We start from the raw sequence: 17,141 nt of genomic DNA, 5'->3' as shown, positions 1-17,141 counted from the left end.
TGTTACATCAGTTGTGTCACACACGCACCAGGGACGCTGGGGGCCCGATGACAGTGGCGAAGACAGGGACCGGCCCGCTCGCCGGGGTGCGCGTCGTGGAACTCGCGGGCATCGGGCCCGGTCCCTTCGCCGCCATGCTCCTCGCCGACCTCGGCGCGGACGTCGTCCGCGTGGACCGGCCGGGCGGCGGCGGGCTCGCCGTCGATCCGGCGTACGACGTCACCAACCGCAACAAGCGCTCCGTACTGGTCGACCTGAAGTCCGCCGAGGGCCCCGCCCGGGTGCTGGAACTCGTCGAGCGGGCCGACGTGCTCATCGAGGGCTTCCGCCCCGGTGTCGCCGAGCGGCTCGGGGTCGGCCCGGCCGACTGCCTCGCCCGCAACCCGAAGCTCGTGTACGGGCGGATGACCGGCTGGGGCCAGGAGGGCCCGCTCGCCCACACCGCCGGGCACGACATCGCGTACATCGCCGTCACCGGCGCCCTCGGCATGATCGGTGACCCGGACGGGCCCCCGGCCGTCCCCGCCAACCTGGTCGGGGACTACGCGGGCGGCTCCCTCTACCTGGTCGTCGGCGTGCTCGCCGCCCTCCAGCACGCCCGCACCGCCGGCGGGAGCGGCCAGGTCGTGGACGCCGCGATCGTCGACGGCACCGCCCACCTCACCGCCATGATCCACGGCATGGTCGCGGCCGGCGGCTGGCAGGACCGGCGCGGCGCCAACCTCCTCGACGGCGGCTGCCCCTTCTACGGCACCTACGAGACCTCCGACGGGAAGTACATGGCCGTCGGCGCGCTGGAGCAGCAGTTCTACGACACCTTCGCCGGCCTCCTCGGGATCGCCGACGGGGCCCCCGCGCGCAAGGACCCGGCCCGCTGGGGCGAGCTGCGCGAACGCGTCGCCGCCCGCTTCAGGACCCGTACGCGCGCCGAGTGGACCGAGGTCTTCGAGGGCACCGACGCCTGCGTGGCCCCCGTGCTCTCCCTGGGCGAGGCCCCGCACCACCCGCACCTCGCCGCCCGAGCCACCTTCACCGAGTCCGGCGGGATCACCCAGCCCGCCCCCGCGCCCCGCTTCTCCGCCACCCCCACCGGGGCCGTCAGGGGCCCGGCGCAGCCCGGGGCGGACACCGCGTCCGTGGCACGCGACTGGGACGTACCGGGCCTGACCGGGAAGGACGCCTGATGGAACTGTCCATGCTGCTCGACTACGCGGGCGACCCGCGCCGGGCCGCCGACGAGGCGGCGGCCCTGGAACCGGCCGGCCTCGACGCCGTCTGGGTGGCCGAGGCCTGGGGCTTCGACTCCCCGACCATCATGGGGTACCTGGCGGCGCGGACCGAGCGGATGAAGATCGGCTCGGCCGTCGTCAACGTCTACTCCCGCACCCCCGCCCTCATCGCCCAGACCGCCGCCGGACTCGACGCGGTCTCGGGCGGCCGGGCCCTGCTCGGCCTCGGCGCCTCCGGCCCGCAGGTGGTCGAGGGCTGGCACGGCAAGCCCTACGACCGGCCCCTCGGCCGCACCCGCGAGACCGTCGAGCTCTGCCGGCGCATCTGGCGCCGCGAGACCATCGACCACCACGGCATCACCGACATGCCGCTGCCGCCCGAGCGCGGCGGCCGCCACGGCAAGCCCCTGAAGATCCTCACCCGCCCGGTGCGCGACCGGATCCCCGTCTACATCGCCTCCCTCGGCCCCGCCAACGTCGCCCTGACCGCCGAGATCGCCGACGGCTGGCTGCCCACCCTCTTCCTCCCCGAGAAGGCGCACGCCGTATGGGGGAGCGCCCTCGCCGAGGGCGCGGCGAAGCGGCCCGCCGGGCTCGGCCCGCTCCAGACGGTCGCCGGCGGCCTGCTGGCCATCGGGGAGGACGCGGCGAAGGCCCGGGACCTGGCGCGCCCGCAGATCGCCCTGTACGTCGGCGGGATGGGCGCGCCCGGCCGCAACTTCTACAACGACCTCGCCGTGGCCTACGGCTACGAGCAGGAGGCCCGCACGATCCAGGAGCTCTACCTCTCCGGCCGCAAGCGCGACGCGGCCGCCGCCGTCCCGGACGAGTTCTGCGAACTCATGACCCTCTGCGGACCCGAAGGGTACGTGCGCGAGCGCGTCGAGGCCTTCCGGGAGGCGGGCGTCACCATGCTCAACGTCACGCCCGTCGGCCCCGAGCCGGCCCGTCTGATCGAAACCGTCAAGAGCTGGCTCTAGGGGGCCCCGATGCAACGCCGCATCTACGACGCCGACCACGAGGCGTTCCGCGAGACCGTCCGCACCTTCCTCGCCAAGGAGGTGCTGCCGCACTACGAGCAGTGGGAGAAGGACGGCATCGTCAGCCGAGAGGCCTGGCGCGCCGCCGGCCGGCAGGGGCTGCTGGGCCTCGCCGTCCCGGAGGAGTACGGGGGCGGCGGAAACCCCGACTTCCGCTACGCGGCCGTCCTCGCCGAGGAGTTCACCCGGGCCGGGACCCCCGGCCTGGCGATCGGCCTGCACAACGACATCATCGGCCCCTACCTCACCTCACTGGGCACCGAGGAGCAGAAGCGCCGCTGGCTGCCCGGCTTCTGCTCGGGCGAGACCGTCACCGCGATCGCGATGACCGAGCCGGGCGCCGGCTCCGACCTCCAGGGCATCCGCACCAGCGCGGAGGACCGCGGCGACCACTGGCTGCTCAACGGCTCCAAGACCTTCATCTCCAACGGCATCCTCGCCGACCTGGTGATCGTCGTCGCGAAGACCACCCCCGAGGGCGGGGCGCACGGACTGTCGCTGCTGGTCGTCGAGCGCGGTGCGGAGGGCTTCGAACGCGGCCGCAACCTCGACAAGATCGGCCAGAAGTCCCAGGACACCGCCGAACTCTTCTTCAACGACGTCCGCGTACCCAAGGAGAACCTGCTCGGCGAGCTCAACGGCGCCTTCCTCCACCTGATGACCAACCTCGCGCAGGAGCGCATGGGCATCGCCATGGCCGCCATCGCCGGCGCCGAGCACCTGCTGGAGATCACCACCACGTACGTCAAGGAGCGCGAGGCCTTCGGCCGCCCGCTCGCCGCACTCCAGCACATCCGCTTCGAGATCGCCGAGATGGCCACCGAGTGCGCGGTCACCCGCTCCTTCCTCGACCGCTGCATCACCGACCACGCGAACGGCGAACTGGACCACGTCCACGCCTCGATGGCCAAGTGGTGGGCCACCGAACTCCAGAAGCGGGTCGCCGACCGCTGCCTCCAGCTGCACGGGGGCTACGGCTACATGACCGAGTACCGCGTGGCGCGGGCCTTCACCGACGGCCGCATCCAGACCATCTACGGGGGCACGACCGAGATCATGAAGGAGATCATCGGCCGCTCCCTCCTCGGCTGACACCCGACCCCGCCGGCTCCCCCCGACGCATCCCGGACCTCCCCCGAAAGGCAAGACCTGTGAGCACCGAAGCGTACGTGTACGACGCGATCCGCACCCCGCGCGGGCGCGGCAAGGCCAACGGGGCCCTGCACGGCACCAAGCCGATCGACCTGGTCGTGGGCCTCATCCACGCCCTGCGCGAGCGCAACGCCGGCCTCGACCCGGCCGCCATCGACGACATCGTCCTCGGCGTCGTCGGCCCGGTCGGCGACCAGGGCTCCGACATCGCCCGCATCGCGGCCATCGCCGCCGGACTCCCCGACACCGTCGCCGGCGTCCAAGAGAACCGCTTCTGTGCCTCCGGCCTCGAAGCCGTCAACCTCGCCGCCGCCAAGGTCCGCTCCGGCTGGGAGGACCTGGTCCTGGCCGGCGGCGTCGAGTCCATGTCCCGCGTCCCCATGGCCTCCGACGGCGGCGCCTGGTTCGCCGACCCGATGACCAACTGGGACACCGGCTTCGTCCCCCAGGGCATCGGCGCCGACCTGATCGCCACCATCGAGGGGTTCACCCGCCGCGACGTCGACGAGTACGCCGCCCTCTCCCAGGAGCGGGCCGCCACCGCCATCAAGGAGGGCCGCTTCGCCGGCTCCGTGGTCCCCGTCACCGACCGCAACGGCCTGGTCGTCCTCGACCACGAGGAGTTCGTCCGCCCCGGCACCACCGCCGACACCCTCGCCAAGCTGAAGCCCTCCTTCGCCGACATCGGCGACCTCGGCGGCTTCGACGCCGTCGCCCTGCAGAAGTACCACTGGATCGAGAAGATCGACCACGTCCACCACGCCGGCAACTCCTCCGGCATCGTCGACGGCGCCTCCCTCGTCGCCATCGGCACCCGCGAGGCCGGCGAACGGGGCGGCCTGCGGCCGCGCGCCCGCATCGTCTCGGCCGCCGTCTCCGGCTCCGAGCCCACCATCATGCTCACCGGACCCGCCCCCGCCACCCGCAAGGCCCTCGCCAAGGCCGGCCTGACCATCGACGACATCGACCTCATCGAGATGAACGAGGCCTTCGCCGGCGTCGTCCTGCGCTTCGTCAAGGACATGGGCGTCTCCCTCGACAAGGTCAACGTCAACGGCGGCGCCATCGCGCTCGGCCACCCCCTCGGCGCCACCGGCGCCATGCTGCTGGGCACCGTCGTCGACGAACTGGAGCGCCAGGACAAGCGCTACGGCCTCGTCACCCTCTGCGTCGGCGGCGGCATGGGCGTCGCCACCATCGTCGAACGCGTCTGATCCGTCCTGACCCCTGATCCCACCTCTCACACGGAAGTAGCGAACATGAGCGAGTCCACCACGATCCGCTGGGAACAGGACGAGACCGGCGTCGTCACCCTGGTCCTCGACGACCCCGACCAGTCCGCCAACACGATGAACCAGGCCTTCAAGGACTCCATCGCGGCGATCGCCGACCGCGCCGAGGCCGAGAAGGACTCCATCCGCGGCATCATCTACACCTCCGCCAAGAAGACCTTCTTCGCCGGCGGCGACCTCAAGGACATGATCGGGCTGCGCCCCGAGCACGCGCGGCTCGCCTTCGACACCGGCACCGAGATCAAGCGCTCGCTGCGCCGCATCGAGACCCTCGGCAAGCCCGTCGTCGCCGCGATCAACGGCGCCGCCCTCGGCGGCGGTTACGAGATCTGCCTCGCCTCCCACCACCGCGTCGCCCTCGACGCCCCCGGCTCCAAGATCGGTCTGCCCGAGGTCACCCTCGGCCTGCTCCCGGCCGGCGGCGGCGTCACCCGCACCGTCCGCCTCATGGGCATCGCCGACGCCCTCCTGAAGGTCCTCCTCCAGGGCACCCAGTACACCCCGCAGCGCGCCCTCGACAGCGGCCTGGTCCACGAACTGGCCGCCACCCCCGAGGAGATGCTGGCCAAGGCCCGCGCCTTCATCGACGCCAACCCCGAGTCGAAGCAGCCCTGGGACGTCCCCGGCTACAAGATCCCGGGCGGCACGCCCTCCAACCCGCGCTTCGCCGCCAACCTGCCGGCCTTCCCCGCCAACCTCAAGAAGCAGCTCAACGGCGCCCCGTACCCGGCCCCGCGCAACATCCTGGCCTGCGCCGTCGAGGGCTCCCAGGTGGACTTCGAGACCGCGCTGACCATCGAGGCCCGCTACTTCACCGAGCTGGTCACCGGCCAGACCGCGAAGAACATGATCCAGGCCTTCTTCTTCGACCTCCAGGCCGTCAACGCCGGCCGCAGCCGTCCGCAGGGCGTCCCGCCGCGCAAGGTCCGCAAGGTCGCCGTACTCGGCGCCGGCATGATGGGCGCGGGCATCGCCTACTCCTGCGCCCGCGCGGGCATCGAGGTGGTCCTCAAGGACGTCACCCCCGAGGCCGCCGCCAAGGGCAAGGCGTACTCCGAGAAGCTGCTCGACAAGGCGCTCGCCAAGGGCCGCACCACCGAGGCCAAGCGGACCGAGCTGCTCGCCCGCATCACCCCGACCGCCGAAGCCGCCGACCTGGCGGGCTGCGACGCCGTCATCGAGGCCGTCTTCGAGGACACCGCCCTCAAGCACAAGGTGTTCCAGGAGATCCAGGACGTGGTCGCCCCCGACGCCCTGCTCTGCTCCAACACCTCCACCCTCCCCATCACCGGCCTCGCCGAAGGGGTCGCGCGCCCCGCCGACTTCATCGGCCTGCACTTCTTCTCGCCCGTCGACAAGATGCCGCTGGTGGAGATCATCAAGGGCGGGCGCACCGGCGACGAGGCCGTCGCCCGCGCCTTCGACCTGGTCCGCCAGATCGCCAAGACCCCCATCGTGGTCAACGACTCGCGCGGCTTCTTCACCTCGCGCGTCATCGGCCAGTTCATCAACGAGGGTGTCGCGATGGTCGGCGAGGGCATCGAGCCCGCCTCCGTCGAACAGGCCGCCGCCCAGGCCGGCTACCCGGCCAAGGTGCTCTCCCTGATGGACGAGCTCACCCTCACCCTCCCGCGCAAGATCCGCAACGAGACCCGCAAGGCCTTCGAGGCCGAGGGCCGCGAGTGGACCGAGCACCCCGCCGACCGCGTCATCGACCGCATGGTCGACGACTTCGGCCGCCCCGGCCGCAGCGGGGGCGCCGGCTTCTACGAGTACGACGGGACCGGCAGGCGCACCCGCATCTGGCCCGGCCTGCGCGAGCACTTCGCCAAGCCGGACGCCGCCCAGGTCCCCTTCGAGGACATGAAGGAGAGGATGCTCTTCGCCGAGGCCGTGGACACCGTCCGCTGCCTGGACGAGGGCGTGCTCACCTCCGTCGCCGACGCCAACATCGGCTCCATCATGGGCATCGGCTTCCCGGCCTGGACCGGCGGCGTGATCCAGTACATCAACGGCTACGAGGGCGGCCTGCCCGGCTTCGTCGCCCGCGCCCGCGAGCTCGCCGCCACCTACGGCGAGCGCTTCACCCCGCCGGCCTCCCTGGTGGCGAAGGCCGAGCGCGGCGAGACGTACTCCGACTGACCCGCCCGCGGGCGGCGTTCACCCGGATTCCGAGTCGAACGCCGCCCGCAGCTCCTCCTTCAGCGACCGCTGGAAGGCCGTCACCAGGGCCTGCACCACCATCGGCTGCATGTGCGCCGACAGGGCCTTCATCGACTCGATCTGCTCCAGGTCGCTCTCGCCCTCGGTGAACGGCCCCCACACCTCGTCCCGGAACAGCGCCGTCAGCTGGTGCGCCGCCGTCCGCGCGTGCTCCACCAGGACGTCCCGCGCCGCCAGCAGCGTCTCGTGCGCGATCGGCACGTCGAGCAGCGCCACCCCCAGCCGCAGCAGGCCCAGGTCCACCCGGTAGCCCTCACCCGCCTCCGACAGCACGTTCATCGCGGCCAGCCGGCGCAGGTCCCCGTCCGACAGGCCCCGCCCGGCCCGCCGCTCCAGCTCCGCCCGCGACACCTCCCGCGCCGTGTCCGGCGCCCAGGTCGCCACCAGCGCCCGGTGGATCGCCAGGTCGTGCGGGCTCAGGTCGTCGGGGAGCGCGTCCAGATAGCGCTGGATCGCCGACAGGGTCATCCCCTGGTGCCGGAGCTCCTCGATCAGCGCCAGCCGCGACAGGTGCTCCGGCCCGTAGTGCCCCACCCGACGGGGTCCGATCACGGGAGGGGGCAAAAGGCCGCGCGTGCTGTAGAACCGTACGGTGCGGACGGTGACACCGGCCTTCGACGCCAGCTCGTCGACGGTGAGCATCGGCTCGGTCGCCCGGTGGTCGGCCATCGTCCGCTCCTCGCTCTCTGCTGCACGGCTTGGGTTCAACAGTATTGCTGTCGCACCAACGATGTGAAACGGCCAGGAGCTGCCCATGACCACGAACCTGCGACTGCCCGGACGTCCCGAAGACCTCACCCTCCCGTCCCTGCTCGCCCGCAACGCCGCCGAACACCCGGACCTGCCCGCCCTCTCCTGGCGCACCGGGGACGGCTGGCAGACCCTCACCTGGAGCGAGGCCCGCCGCCGCGTCGCCGTCCTCGCCGCCGGATACACCGCCCTGGGCGTCACCCGCGGCGAGCACGTCCTGCTGATGATGGGCAACCGGCCCGAGCACTGGCTCACCGACCTCGCCCTCGTCCACCTCGGCGCCGTCCCCGTCACCGTCTACGGGACCTCCGCGCCCGAGCAGATCGCCCACATCGCCCGCCACAGCCGGGCCCGGCTCGCCGTCGTCGAGGGCGCCCGCGAACTCGCCCGCTGGGCCCCGCTGCTGGACCACCCGGCCACCCCGCTGGAACGCCTCGTCGTCGCCGAGGCCGCCGAGGCCGGCCCGCACACCACCTACGCCTCCCTCTGCGCGAGCGGCGCCCGCCTGCACAGCCCCGACGCCTTCGAGAAGGCCTGGCAGGAGGCCCGTCCCGAGGACCCCCTGACCGTCGTCTACACCTCCGGCACCACCGGCGACCCCAAGGGCGTCCGGCTCAGCCACCGCAACATCCTGCTCCAGTCCGTGCGCCTCGACCGGAACGTGGACCTCCCCGAACACGCCGAGCACATCTGCTACCTGCCCTTCGCCCACATCGCCGAACGCATCCTCGGCATCTACCTGCCGCTGCTGCGCGCCGCGCACGTCCGGCTCGTCGCCGACCCCGCCGCCGTGGCCGCCGCGGTCCGCGAGCTGCGGCCCGTGCAGTTCTTCGGCGTGCCCCGGGTCTGGGAGAAGCTCGCCGCGGGCGTACGGGCGGTGCTCGCGGGCCTCCCGCAGGAGCAGCGGCGCGCCATCGAGGGGGCCGGGGACGTGGCCCGCGCCCGGGCGGGCCACCGGGAGCGCGGGGAGGAGGTCCCGGCCGCGCTGGAGGCCGCGTACGCGGAGGTGAAGGAGCGGGTGCTGGACCCGCTGCTGCGGCTGGCGGGGCTGGACCGGCTGCTGTGGACGGCCAGCGCGACCGCGCCGATGCCGATCGACGTGGTCCGCTTCTGGGCGGGCTGGGGGATCACCATCATGGACGCCTGGGGCCTGACCGAGACCTCCGGGGTGTGCACCGTCAACAGCAACGGCCCCGGGGGCTTCCGGCTGGGCTCGGTGGGCCGGCCCATCGAGGGGCTGGAGCTCAGGCTCGCGGAGGACGGGGAGGTCCTCGCACGCGGAGCGACCGTCTTCGACGGCTACCTGCGGCCCGACGGGACGCTGGAGGGCGCCGCCGACGCCGAGGGCTGGTTCCCCACCGGGGACATCGGCCGGATCGACGAGGACGGCTTCCTGTGGCTCACCGACCGCAAGAAGGAGCTGATCATCACCTCGAACGGCAAGAACGTGGCCCCGGCCCTGGTGGAGAACACCGTCAAGGAACACCCGCTGATCGGCCAGGCCCTGGTCCACGGCGACGGCCGCTCCTACCTCGTCGCCCTGCTGGTCCTGGACCCCGAGCTGGCCCCGGCCTGGGCCGCCGCCCGCGGCATCGAGGCGACCACCCTGGCCGACCTGGCCGCGCACCCGGCGGTCCTGGAGGAGACCGCCCGCGCGGTGGAGACCGCCAACGCCCGCCTCAACCGCACGGAACAGATCAAGCGCTACCGCCTGCTGGCGGAGGAATGGGGCCCGGAGACGGGCGAACTCACCCCGACGCTGAAACTCCGCCGCCGGGTGGTCCGGGAGAAGTACGGGGCCCTGATCGAGGGACTGTACGAGGGGGACTGACCGCCTGCGGGAACTCGCCGGCCGGCCGGGACCTGGGAGAGCGGGGTCCCGGCGGACCGGGCATCCGGCCCCCTTCCCGGAATTCCGGAGCCGCTCCCCGCACCAGATCGCTACGCGCTTCCCCCGTCTCGGCGTCCGCCGCCGGTCTGGGGCCGGTACGCCTGATCCCCGACACGGCCGCATGACGGCGTGCCTACCGCAGCGGCGAGCGGGCCCGGCTGCTGGACGGGATGGGGTACCAGGTCGAAGCACGGGACTCACCCATCAGCAGCTCGCCTCAGCTCCGAAACGGGGATGTGCACCGAAGCCGAACTGCCGGGGTTCAGCTTCAGAATCGCGTGGTCCGGAAGGCGCGCGAGGAGATCGCGGAATGCGACCGGTCGCAGCAGTGGCACCGATCGGGGTGCTTGGCGCTCGTTCGTATATGCCATGACGGCGCGGTGATGGGTGTCGTCCGCGTGTGCGGCCGCGTCAGGGACGCCGTCGGGAACGAAGAAGAGGATGGAATCCAAGAGTGCGCTACGAATGGCTCCGTCATCGGAATACCCCGCTGCGGCGCGCTGAATCGCGGCGTCCACGGCGTCGGTTGGCTCATTCATGCCAAGGGTGAGAGGAGACGGGCGGTAACTCGGATTGTGTTTGAACTCGCCCGTAATGTGCCCGAGATCGTCAACCTTCCAGGCGCCAATGATGCCGAACGGGGGGACTCTCCCCGCCGGGTCGAAGAAACGATCGATGGCATATACCCAGGATCCCGGCTTGGTCATCGCCTCTGCGCGCACCGCGTCGGTCACCGGCGGCGCCGTCATCTTTGGCTCACTCATTTCCGCGCCCTCTGCGTTCTTTGTTCAGGTCGCTCTGTTCAGCCACATAGGCAAGCCTTGCATAGTCCACAGTCGGCACACCGTCAAAGATGTCCACGGTTTCCGGCCGACGGGATGATGTCCATCGATAGGCTCGCCTTCCGCCGCCCATTTCCAGCGCCATTCTGCTGGGATAGACGTCCTTGCAGGCACCTTCGATCGCGGGTTTCAGTCCGCTCCTTTCCAGGTCGTTTCGCACGTGCGCCAGGGCCTCGAACAGGTTCCACGCCGTGTGTTCTGACATGTCTGTCCGATAGGTGATGCGGACGGTGTAATCAGTGCCCGAGTACTCTCCGACGAGCCTCCCGACCAGAACTTCTTCATCAGAGACCAGGGAAATCTCTCTGTCGTACAAGACTTGGGGGTCATGTGACACGGTCGTCCTCGGGGCGGTAGTTCGGGTTCGGAATGAAGTCGCCAAGTTCGGCGGTTGCGTAATTGTAGGGTCGAGCCCCCGAGATGTATTCGGTGCGAATGCCTCCCGGGAACGCTACCTCCTGCTCGTAGGAGAGTGGATGATCACCCATCGAGGCGTTCACGTCAATCCCGCCGGGCGCGTTGATCAGGTACGTGAACTTCCCTCCGAACTCTTCACCGATGTCGTCGCGATACGACGTGCTGACCAAGGCTGAAGGGTTGCTTTCCTGTACGTACTCGACGAGGTCGACGCGTGAAGGATCAAGGGGCTTGAAGCCGCCCCCGAAGACGATGTCGGGCTCACGGTTGTCGTTGCGGTGCAAGGGTAGGTTGTCCGTCCGCCAGACGACAGGTATGCCCAACTCGTCCAGGTTGATGTCGCGATGCGTCGCTACGGCCAGCCGATCAGGTTCATCGCCTGGCGCTGCTTCGTCGTTCGCGCTTGGTGCAGCCTCCGAGGAATCGGCCTGCCCGGCAGGTTCGGCGCTCTCCGTGTTCCCGTCGGCTTCCGAGTGCAAGTCCGTGTCGTGCCCGTCCGCTACTGCGGCGTCCTGGGACTCGATGATTTCCCCGGGCTCTGCAGCTGCCTGAGGCTCAACTTCCTCGGGATCCTCGATGTGGTCCTCGTCGACAAAGTCCTGAGGCTCCTCGGGGGCATCCGGAGTTTCATCCCGTGCAGCTTCGTCCAAGGCTTCCGCTGCGAACTCGTCTGGTTCTTCAGGCTCGTCGTCCGGCGCTTCCTGCCGCTCTGCTTCTTCGAGGTCCGATGACCCTTCCGGGTCTCCCGGCTCCACGGGCTCCGCTTCGTCATCGTCGGAGGGGGCATCCGGCCCGGATTCCGCCTCGGGGCCTTCAGCCGGCTCGACCGGCTCCCCGATCTCTTCCTTTTCTGCGGAAGGCGCAGCGGGTATCTCGTATCCAGGCGACTGAGGCTCTGCGCCCTCGCCTCCGTGCAACTCGCTCATCTACGCCCCCAGCGCATGTCGCTCCCCACGCCTTGTCGATGGCGCGCTCGAGCGCGACAGCGTTTGGTGATCCGCTCGCTCCGGCACTCCTCCGACGGCATCCAGTTGAACGCTGGCCTCTTGTCCCTGACTGTTCCTCAGAAGGCGACCGGCACTCGTTCTTGATCCACTTTATGCGAAGACGGGCGGGTCGATCTCCATGGACCACGACATCATTCTGCCGGTGCTGGTCCGCCCTTGGGGCATCCTCAGTCCGCTGCGGCAGCGCCGCAGCGCCTTGCTGGGCCGGCTCCTCTACCAGGAGGCGATCCCAGGTTCCGTCCGCCGATCAGCGGCGGAACCGATCGTGCGCCGTCTTCCACGGGTGGCGGCGTTCGGGCAGTTCCGGCCAGACCGCACCCGTGGACAGCTTTCACAGCATCCTGCTGACAACATGCCGGCCGTCCCGGACAGGACGGCCCATCCGGGACGGGGCCGGCAACGGCTCGGTTGACCGGCCACGCCTCATCGGTCAGTTCGAGTCGGCGCGCCACGAACGGAGCAGCGACCAAACGACGTTGCGGTCACAGCACTAGCGGCCGATCACCGGGTAGTGGTCCGAGAGGTTGGAGTACGTGTACGACGTGCCCCAGCTGGAGACCGTCCAGGGGGTCGACTGCTCCTTCACCACGTTGTTCTCCCAGCCCGACGGGCGGGCGTTGCCCTTGCGGTAGAGGACGTAGTCCAGGTCCTCGCGGGGGTCCGTCGGGTAGCGGTAGTTGGCGATCGAGTTGAGCGCAGTGTCGAAGGAGTACGGGTGGCCCGTGCGCGCGTCGGCGGGGGCCAGGTCGAGGTCGCTGAGCATCGAGGTGTACTCCGGGCTGCGGGAGTCGACGTTCATGTCGCCCGCCACGACGACCTGTTCGCCCGCCGGGATGTTCTTGGCGTCCAGGAACGCGTCTATCGCCTTGAACTGGCGGCTGCGCATCTGCGCCGCCTCGCCCGCGCCGCAGCCCGGGTCGGTGGACTGGGCGTGCGTGCCGACCACGTGGACCTTGGTGCCGTCGACGTCCAGCACCACGTACGCGAAGCCCTTGTTGGACCACCAGTCGGCGCCACAGGCGTCCTTGTAGACCACCTGCTCCTTGCGCACGATCGGCCACTTGCTGAGGACCGTGACGCCGCCGTCCTCCGGGGTGGTGGAGGAGTAGGAGCCGCCCGTCGCGTCCCAGCCGCTCTTGCTGCGGCCCACGACCGGGGTCTGGTACGGGTACTGGGCGGCGGCGTTCGCCTTCAGGGCGTCCGAGGCGCCGTTGTCGAAGGTCTCCTGGAGGACGACCACGTCGTGGCCCTGGAAGAAGGAGGCCTCGGGGATCTCGGCGGCCCGGTGGTCCTGGCCCCAGTTCGGGTAGAGGTTCTTGCTCATCAGGAACGTGTTGTAGGTCAGGACGCTCATCCGGGGGGCGGCAGCGGTCTCGGCGGCCGTGGCGGCGGGCGCGGGGGCGAGGGCGAGGGCCGCTGCGGCCGCGGTCGCGGCGGCGGCCGTGGCGGCGGTGCGGCTGCGGTGCGTGATCTGCTGCATGGAGGTCTCCATCAGTCCTGTGGAATCCCCGGGAATCCTGCGGGGGAGGGGGCGGGGGGAAGATCGACGCCGTTATCCAAGCAGCCGCGGTTACTTCGGGGTAACACCCGTGACAAGACTTTCTGTCCGGCCCGCGACTTCTCGCGCTCGCATAATTGACCTCATGAACCACACGGGTCACATCTCCCCCGAAAGCCCCATCAGGCGGCTCGATCCCGAGCCTCCGCCGCCCGGCGGGGTGCTGTGGAGCACCGCGGGGGACATCCGCTCCCTGCTGACCCTGCCCGCCGCCTTCACGATGCAGGTCGCCCACCCGGCCGTCGGGGCCGGCGTCGACCGGTACTCGGTCTTCCGCACCGACCCCTGGGGGCGCGGCGAGCGCTCGCTGCGCTCCGTGATGCTGTGGGTCTACGGCGGGGAGGAGGCCGCCGCGGAGGGACGCCGGGTGCGCCGCCTGCACAAGGAGATCCAGGGCACCGACACCCGGGGCCGGCGCTACCACTCCCTGGACCCGGCCTGCTACGCCTGGGTGCACGCCACCGGCTTCCCCGTCGCCCAGTACGCCGGCCGCTACCTCTTCCGCCGCACCACCCCCGCCCAGGACCGGCAGATGTACCGGGAGTGGCTCCAGGTGGGCCGGATCCTGGGGCTGCGCGACCGGGACATGCCGCAGACCGTCGAGGAGTTCTGGCCGTACTACCACCGGATGCTCGCCGAGGAGATCGAGCCGACCAAGGTCGCCCGCGAGCTGGTCGCCACCGACGCGGACCTGCCCCGCCCCGAGCCGGCCTCCCGGACGCTGCGGCTGCTGCTGCGGCTCACCTGGCCGCTCCTGTGCTCCGGCTACCTGCGCTTCCGGGCCTTCGTCACCGTCGGCTACATGCCGCCCGAGGCCCGTGCCGCCATCGGCCTGGAGTGGACGCCGGCCCAGGAGCGGCGGCTGCGGCGGTTCAGTACCGCCGTGCGGCTCCTCGTACCGCTCCTGCCCGAACGGCTGCGCTACCTCCCGCAGGCCCGTGCCGCCCGGGCGCGCCGGCGCGCCGGGGCCCGCTGAGGGGTCCCGGCGCGCCGGGGCGGGCGGCGTCGCGGGTCAGTGCTCGTGAAGGGTGTTCGTCGCCTGGATCTTCTTCCAGGACTTCGGCTCCGCCGCCGGCTTCGCCGGGGCCTGGGAGCGGGCGCCCGCCTTGGCGGCGGGGGCGCCGAAGGACGGCTTGCCCGGGGTGTAGAGCCAGGTCTCGAAGAGCTGGGCGAGCGGCTTGTTCGAGACCTTCTCCGCGTACCGGACGAAGTCCCCGACCTTGGCGTTGCCGTAGGCCCGCTCGGTCGGCCAGCCCTTGAGGATCTGGAAGAACTTCTCGTCGCCGACCTCGTTGCGCAGCGCCTGGATCGCGATCGCGCCCCGGTCGTAGACGGCCCCGTGGAACTGGTTCTCGGCGCCCGGGTCCCCCGGCTTGACCTGCCAGAACGGGTCCTCGGCCGGACGGTTGTCGTACGTCCACTGGGCGAGCTCCTGCGCCGTGCCCTCGCCCTCCTTCTCCGACCACAGCCACTGGGCGTAGCGGGCGAAGCCCTCGTTGACCCAGATGTCCTTCCAGTTGTCCACGGACACGCTGTCGCCGTACCACTGGTGGGCCAGCTCGTGCACGACGACGGAGACGTTCGCGCCGTTCGCGAACTGGCGCGGGCTGTAGAACGGCCGGGTCTGGGTCTCCAGCGCGAAGCCGGAGGGCACGTTCGGGACGTATCCGCCCAGCGCGTTGAAGGGGTACGGGCCGAAGACCGACTCCAGCCACTCCGCGACCTCGCCGGTCCGCTCGACGCTCGCGCGCGCCGAGCCCGCGTTGTCGCCGAGGTCCTTGCTGTACGCGTTGAGGATCGGCAGGCCGCTCGCCGTCTTGTCCGTGGTGATGTCGAACTTGCCGATGGCGAGGGTGGCCAGGTAGGTGGCCTGCGGCTTGTTGGAGCGCCAGTTGTAGCGGGTCCAGCCGAGGCGGGAGGTCTGCGACTGGAGCACGCCGTTGCTGATGGCCTGGGTGCCGTCCGGGACGTTGATCGACACGTCGAAGGTGGCCTTGTCGAGCGGGTGGTCGTTGCTCGGGAACCACCAGACCGCCGAGTCGGGCTCCTGCGCCGCGATGCCGCCGTCCGGGGTGCGCTGCCAGGCGGACCAGCCGTCGACCTTGAACTCCGAGGGCTTTCCGGCGTACTTGACGACGACGGTGGCCTGCTTGCCCTTGGCCAGCGGCTGCGCGGGGGTGACCTCCAGCTCGTGCGCGCCGGAGGTGGCGAACTTCGCCTTGGCCCCGTTGACCCGGATCTCGCTCACCTTGAGGCCGAAGTCCAGGTTGAAGCGCGACAGGTCCTGCTTGGCGGTGGTCAGGAGGGTGGCCGTGCCCTCCAGCAGGTCCGTCTTCGGCTGGTACTGCAGGCGCAGGTCGTAGTGGGAGACGTCGTACCCGCCGTTCCCGCTTTCCGGGTAGTAGCTGTCGCCGATCCCCGGCGCGCCCTGGAGGTTGCCGGCCGCCGATGCCGGGATCACCAGCAGGAGGGAGGCGGCCAGGACGCTCGGGGCGATCATTTTGCGGTACACGAAGAGCTCCAAGGGGTAGGGGAGGCAGATCGGTTCGACGTCCGTCGTACGTCGTTCGACCGTATTCACCCGTGGTCGCTCAGGTCATGTCCATGGCCCCTGCTGTCACACGATCGCCATTCGGCCGTCACGATCACGGCCCCGTGCGGTGCGCCGTCCGTGGGACGCGGGGCCGGGGCCGTCCGTTCTGGGGCTTTCCCGCACCTGCGGGGCGGGGACCAGGTTGGCGCGAATGCGCCCCGGGCGGCGGTGCGCCCCCGCCCCCGGGAGGGTAGGCGGCATACCGGCTAGTCGGTAGGGTGCGGTCATGAGCATCGACCCCTACGCCGCACGCCGCTGCTGGCACACCGCCGTCAACCCCCTCCACGCCACCAGCTACTTCTCCCCGGAGATCTTCGAGGAGCTCGGCGCCCTCGGCATCACCCACCGGGTGGCCGTCAACCTCGCCAGCCGCTCCGCGGCCATGGGCGCCGTCGGCCCCGGCACGGTCACCGCCACCTTCTACAACTACCGCCACGACCTCGTCACCCGGCACCTGCCCGCCGTCTGGGACACCACCACCCCCGAGCAGGTCCTCGCCGCGCGCCTGCGCGCCGCCGACCGGAGCCTGCGGCGCCTCCTCGGCCCCGAGACCATCGCCTCGCCCGACCTCGCCGAGGCCGCCGACCTCGCCATACGGGCCACCGAGGCCTGCACCCGGCACGGCCGGACCCTCTACGCGGCCCACGCCGACCTCCCCGTCCCCGAGGAGCCGCACCTGCGGCTGTGGCACGCCACCACCCTGCTGCGCGAGCACCGCGGCGACGGGCACCTCGCCGCCCTCCTCCTCACCGGCCTCGACCCGCTGGAGGCGCTGGTCAGCCACACCGCCACCGGCCGCGGCATGACCGCGAAGTGGGTCAAGAGCATCCGCGGCTGGGAGCAGTCCGACCTCGACGCCGCCGCCGACCGGCTCCGCGCCCGCGGCGTCCTCGACGCCGACGGCGAACTCACCGAAGCGGGCCACGCCCTGCGCGAGCGGCTGGAGACCGAGACGGACCGCCTGGACGCCGCCCCGTACGAGCACCTCGGCGCGGAGGGCGTCGCCCGGCTCCACGCGCTCGGCGGGGCCCTCGTCCAGCGGGTCATCGGCGCCGGGGCCTTTCCGCCCGACCTCTTCGGAAAGGGCTGAGGGGCTCCCCGCCGCCGCCACCCGCACCTGCCACAATTGGCAGCCTTCCACGCACAC

Annotated in this window: 15 protein-coding genes; 9 read left to right on the top strand and 6 right to left on the bottom strand. The window is 71.1% G+C overall.

The window, feature by feature from the left end; all coding sequences use genetic code 11:
- The first annotated feature begins 47 nt into the window (after positions 1-47).
- From ACIRBY_RS17225 to ACIRBY_RS17205, 5 genes are read left to right on the top strand one after another with little or no spacing between them, the layout of a single operon-like run.
- Positions 48-1,184 (top strand): CaiB/BaiF CoA transferase family protein, encoded by a 1,137-nt coding sequence (locus ACIRBY_RS17225; protein ID WP_403901324.1) that lies wholly within the window; start codon positions 48-50, stop codon positions 1,182-1,184.
- Entirely contained in the window at positions 1,184-2,209 is a 1,026-nt protein-coding gene (locus ACIRBY_RS17220; protein WP_403901322.1) for an LLM class F420-dependent oxidoreductase, read from the top strand. The genes ACIRBY_RS17225 and ACIRBY_RS17220 overlap by 1 nt, the downstream gene beginning before the upstream one ends.
- Before the next feature lie 9 nt (positions 2,210-2,218).
- The gene (locus ACIRBY_RS17215; RefSeq protein ID WP_403901320.1) at positions 2,219-3,361 is read left to right on the top strand and encodes an acyl-CoA dehydrogenase family protein; all 1,143 of its coding nucleotides are present in this window, start codon (positions 2,219-2,221) and stop codon (positions 3,359-3,361) included.
- A gap of 59 nt (positions 3,362-3,420) precedes the next feature.
- Complete coding sequence (locus ACIRBY_RS17210; RefSeq protein WP_403901318.1) at positions 3,421-4,635, top strand: acetyl-CoA C-acetyltransferase; 1,215 nt, start codon at positions 3,421-3,423, stop codon at positions 4,633-4,635.
- A 45-nt stretch (positions 4,636-4,680) separates the two neighbouring features.
- Positions 4,681-6,855, top strand: a complete 2,175-nt coding sequence (locus ACIRBY_RS17205; RefSeq protein WP_403901316.1) for a 3-hydroxyacyl-CoA dehydrogenase NAD-binding domain-containing protein — start codon at positions 4,681-4,683, stop codon at positions 6,853-6,855.
- 18 nt (positions 6,856-6,873) lie between these two features.
- Here the strand turns inward: ACIRBY_RS17205 and ACIRBY_RS17200 are convergent, their stop codons facing one another.
- On the bottom strand, positions 6,874-7,605 hold the full coding sequence (locus ACIRBY_RS17200) for a MerR family transcriptional regulator (RefSeq protein ID WP_403901315.1): 732 nt from the start codon (positions 7,603-7,605) through the stop codon (positions 6,874-6,876).
- Positions 7,606-7,690: 85 nt separating this feature from the next.
- On the opposite strand from ACIRBY_RS17200, the gene ACIRBY_RS17195 reads away from it, so the two are divergent.
- A complete protein-coding gene (locus tag ACIRBY_RS17195; RefSeq protein WP_403901313.1) occupies positions 7,691-9,517 on the top strand; it encodes an AMP-dependent synthetase/ligase in 1,827 nt (608 codons plus the stop codon).
- 257 nt (positions 9,518-9,774) lie between these two features.
- On the opposite strand, the gene ACIRBY_RS17190 is transcribed toward ACIRBY_RS17195, so the two are convergent.
- From ACIRBY_RS17190 to ACIRBY_RS17180, 3 genes are read right to left on the bottom strand one after another with little or no spacing between them, the layout of a single operon-like run.
- Positions 9,775-10,341 (bottom strand): type VII secretion system-associated protein, encoded by a 567-nt coding sequence (locus ACIRBY_RS17190; protein ID WP_403901311.1) that lies wholly within the window; start codon positions 10,339-10,341, stop codon positions 9,775-9,777.
- Positions 10,334-10,735, bottom strand: a complete 402-nt coding sequence (locus tag ACIRBY_RS17185) for a hypothetical protein (RefSeq protein WP_403901309.1) — start codon at positions 10,733-10,735, stop codon at positions 10,334-10,336. Before ACIRBY_RS17185 ends, ACIRBY_RS17190 begins: the two co-directional genes overlap by 8 nt.
- A gap of 10 nt (positions 10,736-10,745) precedes the next feature.
- Positions 10,746-11,762, bottom strand: a complete 1,017-nt coding sequence (locus tag ACIRBY_RS17180; protein ID WP_403901308.1) for a hypothetical protein — start codon at positions 11,760-11,762, stop codon at positions 10,746-10,748.
- Positions 11,763-11,961: 199 nt separating this feature from the next.
- Between ACIRBY_RS17180 and ACIRBY_RS17175 the strand changes: the two genes are divergently transcribed.
- Positions 11,962-12,255 carry a hypothetical protein gene (locus ACIRBY_RS17175; protein WP_403901306.1) on the top strand — a complete coding sequence of 98 codons (294 nt, stop codon included), beginning with the start codon at positions 11,962-11,964 and terminating at the stop codon, positions 12,253-12,255.
- A 78-nt stretch (positions 12,256-12,333) separates the two neighbouring features.
- Here the strand turns inward: ACIRBY_RS17175 and sph are convergent, their stop codons facing one another.
- Positions 12,334-13,323 carry a sphingomyelin phosphodiesterase gene (gene sph / locus ACIRBY_RS17170; RefSeq protein WP_403901304.1) on the bottom strand — a complete coding sequence of 330 codons (990 nt, stop codon included), beginning with the start codon at positions 13,321-13,323 and terminating at the stop codon, positions 12,334-12,336.
- Between the two features lie 163 nt (positions 13,324-13,486).
- Between sph and ACIRBY_RS17165 the strand changes: the two genes are divergently transcribed.
- Positions 13,487-14,377 (top strand): oxygenase MpaB family protein, encoded by an 891-nt coding sequence (locus ACIRBY_RS17165; RefSeq protein ID WP_403901302.1) that lies wholly within the window; start codon positions 13,487-13,489, stop codon positions 14,375-14,377.
- A gap of 36 nt (positions 14,378-14,413) precedes the next feature.
- Here ACIRBY_RS17165 and ACIRBY_RS17160 read toward each other — a convergent pair whose 3' ends face one another.
- Positions 14,414-15,901, bottom strand: coding sequence for a M1 family metallopeptidase (locus ACIRBY_RS17160; RefSeq protein WP_403901633.1), 1,488 nt, complete (start codon positions 15,899-15,901; stop codon positions 14,414-14,416).
- A 319-nt stretch (positions 15,902-16,220) separates the two neighbouring features.
- Between ACIRBY_RS17160 and ACIRBY_RS17155 the strand changes: the two genes are divergently transcribed.
- Positions 16,221-17,084, top strand: coding sequence for a hypothetical protein (locus ACIRBY_RS17155; RefSeq protein WP_403901300.1), 864 nt, complete (start codon positions 16,221-16,223; stop codon positions 17,082-17,084).
- The last annotated feature ends 57 nt before the right edge of the window (positions 17,085-17,141 follow it).

Source organism: Streptomyces sp. NPDC096136 (genome assembly GCF_044763325.1).
Classification (GTDB): Bacteria; Actinomycetota; Actinomycetes; order Streptomycetales; family Streptomycetaceae; genus Streptomyces.
Note: the sequence above shows the minus strand (reverse complement) of the source record. Positions and strands in the feature narration are given on the sequence as shown.